This window comes from Paracoccus nototheniae, assembly GCF_004335005.1.
GTDB lineage: Bacteria > Pseudomonadota > Alphaproteobacteria > Rhodobacterales > Rhodobacteraceae > Paracoccus > Paracoccus nototheniae.
In genome coordinates this window covers 1-9,864 of sequence record NZ_RQRT01000099.1, presented here as the reverse complement: position 1 = coordinate 9,864, position 9,864 = coordinate 1, and the positions used below count along the sequence as shown (strand labels likewise).

The 9,864-nt window shown below is 67.2% G+C and carries 10 protein-coding genes; 2 read left to right on the top strand and 8 right to left on the bottom strand.

Features of this window, described 5'->3' with window-relative positions; genetic code table 11:
• The first annotated feature begins 99 nt into the window (after positions 1-99).
• Together EG885_RS20595 and EG885_RS20590 are read left to right on the top strand one after the other, a co-directional pair.
• Positions 100-1,122: a DUF2332 domain-containing protein gene (locus EG885_RS20595; RefSeq protein WP_131578401.1), complete on the top strand. Its 1,023-nt coding sequence runs from the start codon at positions 100-102 to the stop codon at positions 1,120-1,122.
• 63 nt (positions 1,123-1,185) lie between these two features.
• Positions 1,186-1,560 (top strand): DUF2237 family protein, encoded by a 375-nt coding sequence (locus EG885_RS20590; RefSeq protein WP_131578398.1) that lies wholly within the window; start codon positions 1,186-1,188, stop codon positions 1,558-1,560.
• A gap of 85 nt (positions 1,561-1,645) precedes the next feature.
• Here EG885_RS20590 and trpB read toward each other — a convergent pair whose 3' ends face one another.
• From trpB to EG885_RS20550, 8 genes are all read right to left on the bottom strand, one after another.
• Positions 1,646-2,872 carry a tryptophan synthase subunit beta gene (gene trpB, locus EG885_RS20585; RefSeq protein ID WP_131578395.1) on the bottom strand — a complete coding sequence of 409 codons (1,227 nt, stop codon included), beginning with the start codon at positions 2,870-2,872 and terminating at the stop codon, positions 1,646-1,648.
• Between the two features lie 112 nt (positions 2,873-2,984).
• Positions 2,985-3,512, bottom strand: a complete 528-nt coding sequence (locus EG885_RS20580; protein ID WP_379107074.1) for a cell wall hydrolase — start codon at positions 3,510-3,512, stop codon at positions 2,985-2,987.
• Positions 3,513-3,629: 117 nt separating this feature from the next.
• The gene (locus tag EG885_RS20575) at positions 3,630-3,842 is read right to left on the bottom strand and encodes a hypothetical protein (protein ID WP_131578393.1); all 213 of its coding nucleotides are present in this window, start codon (positions 3,840-3,842) and stop codon (positions 3,630-3,632) included.
• Positions 3,843-4,259 (bottom strand): DUF4112 domain-containing protein, encoded by a 417-nt coding sequence (locus EG885_RS20570; RefSeq protein WP_242679774.1) that lies wholly within the window; start codon positions 4,257-4,259, stop codon positions 3,843-3,845.
• A 42-nt stretch (positions 4,260-4,301) separates the two neighbouring features.
• Positions 4,302-5,603, bottom strand: a complete 1,302-nt coding sequence (gene guaD, locus EG885_RS20565) for a guanine deaminase (protein ID WP_131578389.1) — start codon at positions 5,601-5,603, stop codon at positions 4,302-4,304.
• The gene (gene xdhC, locus EG885_RS20560) at positions 5,591-6,322 is read right to left on the bottom strand and encodes a xanthine dehydrogenase accessory protein XdhC (RefSeq protein WP_131578387.1); all 732 of its coding nucleotides are present in this window, start codon (positions 6,320-6,322) and stop codon (positions 5,591-5,593) included. The genes guaD and xdhC overlap by 13 nt, the downstream gene beginning before the upstream one ends.
• A complete protein-coding gene (gene xdhB, locus EG885_RS20555) occupies positions 6,319-8,841 on the bottom strand; it encodes a xanthine dehydrogenase molybdopterin binding subunit (protein WP_242679773.1) in 2,523 nt (840 codons plus the stop codon). The genes xdhC and xdhB overlap by 4 nt, the downstream gene beginning before the upstream one ends.
• A 2-nt stretch (positions 8,842-8,843) precedes the next feature.
• A partial coding sequence (locus EG885_RS20550; protein ID WP_207392362.1) for an FAD binding domain-containing protein occupies positions 8,844-9,864 on the bottom strand: 1,021 nt, incomplete at its 5' end.

The following is a 9,864-nucleotide window of genomic DNA, read 5'->3' as shown; positions in this document are numbered from 1 at the left end:
GTCAGTGCCCGCAGCCAAAGCCCGCCCCGGCGCCCGAGGATGCCCAACCCGCATCACTTGCGGACCGGCTGCGGGCACTGACCGATCGGTTCAAGTGAGGTGAGCGCCGTCATCGACGCCTTTGAGCGACAGTCCCGCGCCTGCGAAGCGCTTGGATCGGCCCTGACCGCCGCGCTGTGCCGCGATCTGCCGGGCGCGTTGCAGGCCAGCCCGGGGCCACTGGCCGCACGGGTGCTGGGCTGGCCGGGCGATCCCTCGGGGAATGCCGACAGCCTGCCCTTGCGGCTGTGCGGGGCATTGCACGCGCTGGTGCTGACCGGGGCCGCCCCCGATCTGGCGCGCGCCTATGCCGCAGCCGATTTGCCGCAGGATCTGCTGATCCGCATGCTGAGGGATCATGCAGACACGATCATGGGCTGGCTGGACAGCCCGCCGCAGACGAACGAGGTCGCCCGGTCCGCCGTGCTGATCGGGGCGGCGCGGCACCTTGCGGGCCTGTCGCCTTTGCCGCTGCGCTTGCTGGAACTGGGCGCCTCGGCCGGGCTGAACCTGAATTTCGACCGCTATCATCTGGGCGCGGATGGCGCGGGCGCCGCTGACAAGGATGTCGTGCTGACCCCCGACTGGCAGGGGCCGATGCCCAAGGCCGCGATCACCGTTGCCAGCCGCCGGGGCGTCGATCTGAACCCGCTGGATCCCGGTCGCGACGGGCTGCGGCTGATGGCCTATTGCTGGGCCGATCAGCAGGCGCGGCTGGCCCGGCTGCGCGCGGCGCTGGACATGGCGCGCGCTGATCCGCCGCAGGTGGACCGGGGCGATGCGGGGGCATGGCTGACGGCGCAGCTGTCGGAACCGGCACGGGGCCTGCTGACGATGATCTTTCACACCGTCGCCGCGCAGTATTTTCCGCCCGCGACCGCCGCCGCCTGCACCGCCGCGCTGACCCGCGCCGGTGATGCTGCCACGCCCGACGCGCCGATCGCCCATGTCGCGATGGAGGCGGATGGTGGCGACGGGGCCGGGCTGCATCTGACGCTGTGGGATGGGGTGCGGCGCGACTGGTCGCTTGGGCGGGCGGATTTTCACGGGCGATGGATCCGCTGGCAGCCCCGGCAGTTGTGACCCCCTGCCCCCTTCCCTTGCCGGACCACCCGTCCTAGGCTGCCCTGCAAAAGGGAGACGCCGATGGAGCCGTCTATCAATGTTCTGGGCACCGCGCTGCAGCCCTGCTCGACCCGGCCGGTGACCGGGTTCTATCGCAATGGCTGTTGCGATACGGGGGCCGAGGATCGGGGCAGCCACACGGTCTGCGTGATCCTGACCGAGGAATTTCTGGCCATGTCGCGCTATCTGGGCAATGACCTGACCACGCCACGCCCGGAATTCGGCTTTCCGGGCCTGCGGGCTGGCCAGCGCTGGTGCCTGTGTGCCAGCCGCTTTCTGCAGGCCGCGCAGGAATTCGCGGCACCGGTGGTGGTGCTGGCCTCGACCCATAAACGCGCGCTGGATCTGGTCCCGCTGGAGCTGTTGCAGCGCCATGCCGAAAAGGACGGGGAATAAGGCGCCCGCCCTGCCCCATGGCCCTGCGCCCCGAAGGCGGAGGGGCGGGCGGCGGTCGCTGAAACCGCCGCCGGATTGATCGGCGTCAGACCGTCAGGTCAAAGCCCAGATGCTTGGCGACGGTGAAGATGTCCTTGTCGCCGCGTCCGCACATGTTCATCACGATGATATGGTCGGCGGGCAGGTCGGGCGCGATCTTGATCACATGGGCCAGCGCGTGGGCCGGTTCCAGCGCGGGAATGATGCCTTCCAGCGCGCAGCACAGCTGAAACGCGCCAAGCGCCTCGTCATCGGTGATGCTGACATATTCGGCGCGACCGATATCCTTCAGCCAGGCATGTTCCGGCCCGATGCCGGGATAATCCAGCCCCGCGCTGATCGAATGCCCCTCCAGGATCTGGCCGTCATCATCCTGCAGCAGATAGGTGCGGTTGCCATGCAGCACGCCCGCGCGCCCGCCCGACAGGCTGGCGCAATGCTCCATCCGGTCGTCGACGCCGCGGCCCCCGGCCTCGACGCCGATGATCCGCACCTCTTTGTCATCGAGGAAGGGATAGAACAGCCCCATCGCGTTCGATCCGCCGCCGATGGCCGCGATGATCGTGTCGGGGAACCGCCCCTCGCGCGGCATGATCTGTTCGCGGACCTCCTTGCCGATGATCGACTGGAAATCGCGTACCATGGCCGGATAGGGATGCGGCCCCGCGACCGTGCCGATGCAATAGAACGTGTCGCGCACATTGGTCACCCAATCGCGCAGCGCATCGTTCATCGCATCCTTCAGCGTGCCGCGACCGCTGGTCACCGGGATCACCTCGGCCCCCAGCAGGCGCATGCGAAAGACGTTGGGCGATTGGCGTTCCACATCATGCGCGCCCATATAGACGATGCATTTCAGCCCGAACCGCGCGCAGACGGTGGCGGTGGCCACGCCATGCTGGCCCGCGCCCGTTTCCGCGATGATCCGCGTCTTGCCCATGCGGATCGCCAGCAGGATCTGGCCCAGCACGTTGTTGATCTTATGCGCGCCGGTATGGTTCAGCTCGTCCCGCTTCATATAGATCTTGGCGCCGCCCAAATGCTCGGTCATGCGTTCGGCGAAATACAGCGGGCTGGGGCGGCCGACGTAATGCGTCCACAGATCGTTCATCTGGTCCCAGAAGGCCGGATCGGTCTTGGCGCGTTCGTATTCGGCCTCCAGCTGCAGGATCAGCGGCATCAGCGTCTCGGAGACAAAGCGCCCGCCATAGATGCCAAAGCGGCCCTGTTCATCGGGTCCGGTCTTGAAGCTGTTCAGCAGATCGTCGGCCATGGGAAAGCGCCTTTGGGTTCGGATGCAGGGGTCACGGCGCCCGCAGGCGCCCTGTTCCCCGCCCTTCTATCGCGCTTCGCCGCCGGGGTGAAGCCTAGGGCGCGCCCGCCGGCTAGCGAAAACGGCTTTGTTCGATCGGCGGCGGCGGGGTGCGCTGCGTCACCAGATGGCTGCGGCGCTTTTCGTAAAAGGCATTGCCGCCCGCGACCAGAACATAGTGCATGTTATCATAGGGAAAGCGGTATCCGTGGGTGTGAAAGAACATCGCATTGGCAACATGGGGATGCCGTTCTCCGCGCAGCACCGACAGGGCGGCCTGCCGGACCTCGGGGACGCGACCGATATCGATGGGGCGCGACAAAACGCCCGGCGCGAACTGGTTCTTTTGCCCGACCACGCCGCAGACCGAATTGGGAAACTGGTCCGATGCGACGCGGTTCATCACCACGCTGCCCACGGCGACCATGCCGTCGCGGCTGGACCGGTTCGCCTCGAAATAGATGGCGCGCTCCATGCAGTTCAGCTCGCTGTGGCGCGGCTTGCCAAAGCCCGCGGAATCGCCGCCGCAGCTGGCCAGCGCCAACAGCGCGGCGCCAAGGACCGCGATGCGCCGCGATGTCGAAAAATGCCTCATGCCCATGCCCGCCCCTTGCCGTGTCTGCCATCGTTCTGGGATGCAGGGGGAACGGTGACAACCGCAAAGAGGCTGAGGCGCGCCCATGCCCCGGGCTTCGGCAGAGACACGCCGATGACGGCGTCAGTCGGGCGCCTCATCCTCCAGCGCCAGATCCTCGACGATGACGGCGCGGACGCCCTGCAGCGGCGGTGTCTCGGTTTGCGCTGCCACGAAATCGAAGGCCGCGTCATGGCTGTCGAACGCCATGAACGGTCCCGAGGCATGGAAATCATCGCCCGAGGCCGACAGTTTCAGATGGGGCGCAGCCCCCATCGCAATCACGAATTTGGCCATTCAGCGGTCCTTCATTTTGGTGTCGGGCATCTTGGTGTCGGGGAAAGTCCGGATGACAGAGAGCGGACCATGCACCCCCTCAAGATGGGCGCGCAGGATCGCGACATTGCGCAGATTGGCCTTGAAGCCCATGTCGAACAGGCTGCCCAGCAGGGGAACGCTGCCCACGACCGTATCGATGGCGACATTCGCCCCCTGCCGGATCAGCTTTGACCGCGGCAGCCCCATCCGGCGGCTTTCCAGCAGGATCCACGCCGCAGGCAGGGCCGCCGCCATATCGCCGATCCCCGGCAAAAGCCCCGCAATCGCGTCATAGCCGATGCGAAACCGCGTTCCGGGGATGCGGAACGCGGCATCAAGGCGGCGAGACAGATGTTCCAGACGGTCGAACCGTTGCAGATCAGGATGCTGTTCCATCGCCATCAAGGCGCGGATCGGGCGATGGGTTCCCCCGGCGCCCTAGCCGTCCGTGGCTTTCATCGCCCGGCCCGCCACATAGGTCTGGGCGATGGCGCGGTCGTCCCCCATGATCTGCAGGACGAACAGCTCTTGCGCCAGGGTTTCGACCCGATCCATGCGCAGGGCCATGGCGGGGGTGGCGCGGGGGTCCAGCACGACCAGATCGGCATCGCTGCCGGGCGCAAGGGTGCCGATCCGGTCCTCCATCCCAAGCGCGATCGCATTGCCGCGCGTCGCCCAGTGAAACGCCGCCAGCGGATGCAGACGCTGATCCTGCAATTGCAGGATCTTGTACCCCTCGGCCAGAGTCGCCAGCATGGAATAGCTGGTGCCGCCGCCGATATCGGTGGCGATGCCCTGCACCACCCCGGCATCACGCAAGCCACCCGCATCGAACAGCCCCGATCCCAGAAACAGGTTCGAGGTCGGACAGAACACCGCGCGGCTGCCCGTCTCGGCCATCCGCGCGATCTCGCGCGGTTCCAGATGGATGGAATGGCCCAGCAGAGTGCGCGGCCCCAACAGGCCATAGGTGTCATAGATATCCAGATAATCCCGCGCCTTGGGATACAGACTTAAGGTAAAATTGATCTCGGCCCGGTTCTCGGACAGATGGGTCTGGATGTGGCAATCGGGATGCTCAGTTGCCAGCTGGCCCGCCAACTCCAGCTGCTCTGGGCTGGAGGTGATGGCAAAGCGCGGGGTGATCGCATAGCGCTGGCGACCCTTGCCATGCCATTCCGCGATCAGTGCCCGGCTGTCGTCATAGCCCTGCCGGGGCGTATCCAGAACCTCGGGCGGGGCATTCCTGTCCATCATCACCTTGCCCGCCACCATCGCCATATTGCGTGCATGGGCGGCAGTGAACAGCGCATCCGCCGATTGCTTGTGAACCGAACAGAAGGCCACCGCCGTGGTCGTGCCATGCGCGTTGAGCAGGTCCAGAAACGCTTCGGCCATCACGGGGGCATGGCCCTGCCGGGCATAACGCGCCTCTTCGGGAAAGGTGTAATCGTTCAGCCAGTCCAGCAGTTGCGCGCCCCAGCTCGCCACGACCTGAACCTGCGGGAAATGGATATGGGTGTCGATAAAGCCCGCCATGATCAGATGAGGCCGGTGATCGACCTCGGCCACGCCTGCGGGGATCGCGCCCTGCCGCGTCAGATCGCCGTGATCCCCGCAGGCGGTGATGATGCCGTCTGTGATCAGGACCGCCCCATCATCCCAGAAGCGGTGATTGTCGTCGGTGTCCTGAGGGTCGGCGTGAAAGTCCAGAACGCGGCCCCGGATCAGCTGTTGCATGCGGATGTCCTTGCAGAAAAATGGGTCAGATGGGCCATCACCTCGGCTGCGGTGAAGGCGGCGATCAGTTCGGGGCGCTTGTCGCGCGAAAAGCCCGCCCCGATGGGGCAGATCAGGGGCGCCGGATCGATGCCGCGCGCAGCGGCGAACCGGCTGAACTGCGCGCGTTTCGTGGCGCTGCCGATCATGCCGACATAGGGCAGATCGGACCGGGCCAGCGCCTCGGCGGCCAGCAGAAAGTCCAGCGCGTGATCATGGGTGACGATGACGACGACCGTGCCGGGCGCGGCTTCGCGGATCTGCGCCTCGGGCAAGGGGGTCAGCAGGGTCGGGCCGCTGGCCAGCGCCAGTTCCCCGGCCCGGCTGTCGATCAGGGTGGCATCAAGGGGCAAAGGCTCCAGCGCCCGGGCCAGCGCCCGGCCCACATGACCGGCGCCAAAGATCAGCGCCCTGGGCTGGTTGGGGCTGTCGGGGGCATGACGGTCCAGCATCAGCGTGACCCGGCCCCCGCAGCATTGCCCGATCTCAGGACCAAGGGGGATTTCCATGCGCGCCTCGGCCTCGCCCCGCGCCAGCATCTGACGGGCGCGGTCGATGGCCATGTATTCCAGCTGGCCGCCGCCGATGGTGCCTTGCGTCGCGTCCGGGGTGACGATCATCCACGCCCCCGCCTCGCGCGGGGTCGATCCCTTCGCCGCTGTGACCCTGACCCTGATCACCGCCTTTCCTCGACGGCCATGAGCACGCGTTCGGGTGTTGCGGGGGTGTCGAGATGGACGGGGGTTTTGGGATTTCCGGTTGATGCGATGGCCATGGTGATGGCTTCGAAGACGCTGATGCCCAGCATGAAGGGGGGTTCTCCGACGGCTTTCGATCGTTTGATGGTGCGCGCGGCGGCCTCGGACCAGTCGGTCAGCGCCACGTTGAAGATGCGGGGGCGGTCCGAGGCCAGCGGCACCTTGTAGGTCGAGGGGGCGTGGGTGCGCAGGCGGCCCTTGGCGTCCCACCACAATTCCTCGGTGGTCAGCCAGCCTGCGCCCTGGACAAAGGCGCCCTCGACCTGGCCCTTGTCGATCACCGGGTTCAGCGAGCGGCCCGCATCATGCAGGATATCGACCCGCTCGGTGACATATTCCCCGGTCAGCGTATCGACCGAGACCTCGGCCACCGCGGCGCCATAGGCATAGTAATAAAAGGGCCGCCCCTGCCCCGTCGCGCGGTCCCAATGGATCTCGGGCGTCTTGTAAAACCCCGCCGCCGACAGATGGATCCGCGCCATATAGGCCGCCTTGATGACCTGATCGAAGGGGATCAGATGATCGCCCGCGCGGATATGGCCGGGCAGGAAGGCCACCCGGTCGGGCGCCACCTGCCAGCGTCCGGCCACGAAATCCACCAGCCGGGCCTTGATCTGATCGGCCGCATCCAGCGCCGCCATGCCATTGAGATCGGTCCCCGACGAGGCCGCGGTGGCCGAGGTGTTGGGCACTTTTTCCGTGGTCGTGCGGGTGATCTTGATGCGCGAGAGGTCGCATTGGAACGCCTCGGCCACGATCTGGGCGACCTTGGTGTTCAGGCCCTGCCCCATCTCGGTCCCGCCATGGTTCAGCTGAATGGACCCATCGGCATAGACATGGATCAGCGCGCCCGCCTGGTTGAAATGCGTGGCGGTGAAGCTGATCCCGAACTTGACCGGGACCAGCGCGATGCCCTTGCGGATCACGCCGCCGCACGCGTTCATCCGGGCGTTCCAGTCCAGCACGGCGCGGCGGCGAGCGGGATAATCGCTGCTGACCTCAAGTTCGGCAAAGATCCGGGGCAGGATCTGATCGGTGACCGGCTGATGATAAGGCGTCAGCTGGCCGTTCTGATAGAGGTTGCGCTTGCGCACCTCCAGCGGGTCCAGATCCAGCGCATGGGCGATGTCCGCGATCATCCGTTCCGCCACGATCACGCCTTGCGGGCCGCCAAAGCCGCGAAAGGCGGTGTTGCTGACGGTGTTGGTGCGCATCGGATGGCTGCTCAGGCGCACATCGGGATAGAAATAGGCATTGTCGGCGTGAAACAGCGCCCGGTCGGTGACCGGCCCCGACAGATCGGCGGAAAAGCCGCAGCGCGCGTACCAATCGCCCTCCACCGCCAGAATGCGGCCCTGATCGTCGAAGCCCACCGCGTAATCGACCACGAAATCATGGCGCTTGCCGGTGGCGGTCATGTCGTCGTCGCGATCGGGGCGGATCTTGACGGCGCGGTTCCAGCGCCGCGCGGCGACGGCGGCGATGCAGGCGAACAGGTTCATCTGCGTTTCCTTGCCGCCGAACCCGCCGCCCATCCGGCGCACATTCACCACCACCGCATGAGCGGGCGCGCCCAGCACATGGGCGACCATGTGCTGCACCTCACTGGGATGCTGGGTCGAGACATGCAGCACCATCTCGTCATCCTCTCCGGGGATGGCCAGCGCGATCTGACCCTCCAGATAGAAATGATCCTGCCCGCCGATGGTGAAGCGGCCCGTGATGCGATGCGGCGCGCGGGCCATGGCGGCGGGCGCATCCCCCCGGCGCAGCGTCAGCGGCGGGGTGACATAGCCCTTGTCGTCATCCTGCGCGCCCCCGGTCTGTGCTGCCTCTGTCTGCGCTGCCCCGGTCTGCGCTGCCCCGGTCTGCGCTGCCCCGGTCTGTGCTGCCCCGGTCTGTGCTGCCCCCTTGCCCGCTGCTGCGTCGCCCCTGTCTTCATCGCGCGCTGCCGCGTCACTCCTGTCTCCCTTGCGCGCTGCCGCGTCGCGGGCCGCGATCGGGTCCAGCACATGCGGCAGCGGATCGTAATCGATGCGCGCCTGATGGGCGGCGCGGCGCGCCTGATCGCGGGTCGTGGCAATGACCGCAAAGACCGGCTGGCCCCAGAACCGGACCAGCCCGTCAGCCAGGATCGGATCGTCGCCATGGCCCGCCGGAGAGACATCGTTGACCCCCGCCAGATCGGCGGCACTCAGCACCCCCAGCACGCCCGGATGGGCCAGCGTGTCGGTGAAATCCATCGACCGGATCCGCCCATGGGCGCATTGCGACAGGCCCAGATAGGCATGGATCGTGCCCATGGGCTCGGTCAGATCGTCGGTATATCCGGCTTGTCCGGTGACATGCTTGACGGCGCTGTCATGGGCCGTGTCCTGATGCGCCTGCCCGGTCAGCCGGGTCTCTTGCGGGGTGGCCTGGGGTGCGGTGTCGTCCTTCATGGTCATTCTCCTGCCTTGAGAGACGGCGGGGCTTCGGCCCCAGGAAACGGCGGGGCTTCGGCTGCAACGGCTTGCCGCAGGGCCTGCGGGACGGCGTGGTTCAGCCGCACGGGTCGGTCGGGATCGGCACCCGCCCCCTGTTCCAGCCAGAAGCGGCGAAAGAGGTTCCGGGCCACCGTCGCGCGATAGGCGGCGCTGGCGCGCATGTCCGACAGCGGCTGGAAATCCCCGTCGACGGCCCGGGCGGCGGCCTCGAAACTGGCTTGGGTAAAGGGCTGGCCCCGCAGCGCGGCCTCGGCCCCGGCGGCGCGTTTGGGGGTCGCGGCCATGCCGCCAAAGGCCAGCCGCGCCTCGGTGATGATCCCGCCATGGACCTGCAGGCAGAACCCCGCCGCCACGGCGGTGATGTCGCTGTCGCGGCGCTTGGTGATCTTGTAGGCGGCGATCAGGGTCCGGGGGCCGGGCGCGGCATCGGCGCCGCTGTCGGTCCCGGCCCGGGCGCCGCTGCGGGCTGTGGGGCGCAGCGGAACAAGGATGCGTTCGACGAATTCGCCGGGCGCGCGGTCCTGCCTGCCGTAATCCAGAAAGAAATCCTCCAGCGCCAGCGTGCGGCGCACATCGCCCCGCCGCAGCACGATCCGCGCCCCAAGCGCGATCAGCAAGGGCGGCGTGTCCCCGATCGGAGAGCCGTTGGCGATATTGGCCCCGATCGTGCCCATGTTGCGCACCTGCCAGCCGCCGATGCGCAGCCAGTAATCATGCGCCTCGGGGATGTGCCGGGCGATCAGCGGCGCGGCCTCGGAATAGGTCACCCCCGCGCCCAGTTCCAGCATGTCATCGGTGACCGCGATCTCCTTCATCAGATGGCCGATGAAGATCGCCGGGCTGATGTCGCGCATGAACTTGGTCACCCACAGCCCCACATCGGTCGCCCCCGCCACCAGCGTCGCCTGCGGCTCGGCCAGCAGCGCCTGCGCCAGATCGTCAGTGTCACAGGGGATGATCGCGCGGTCGGTACCGGCA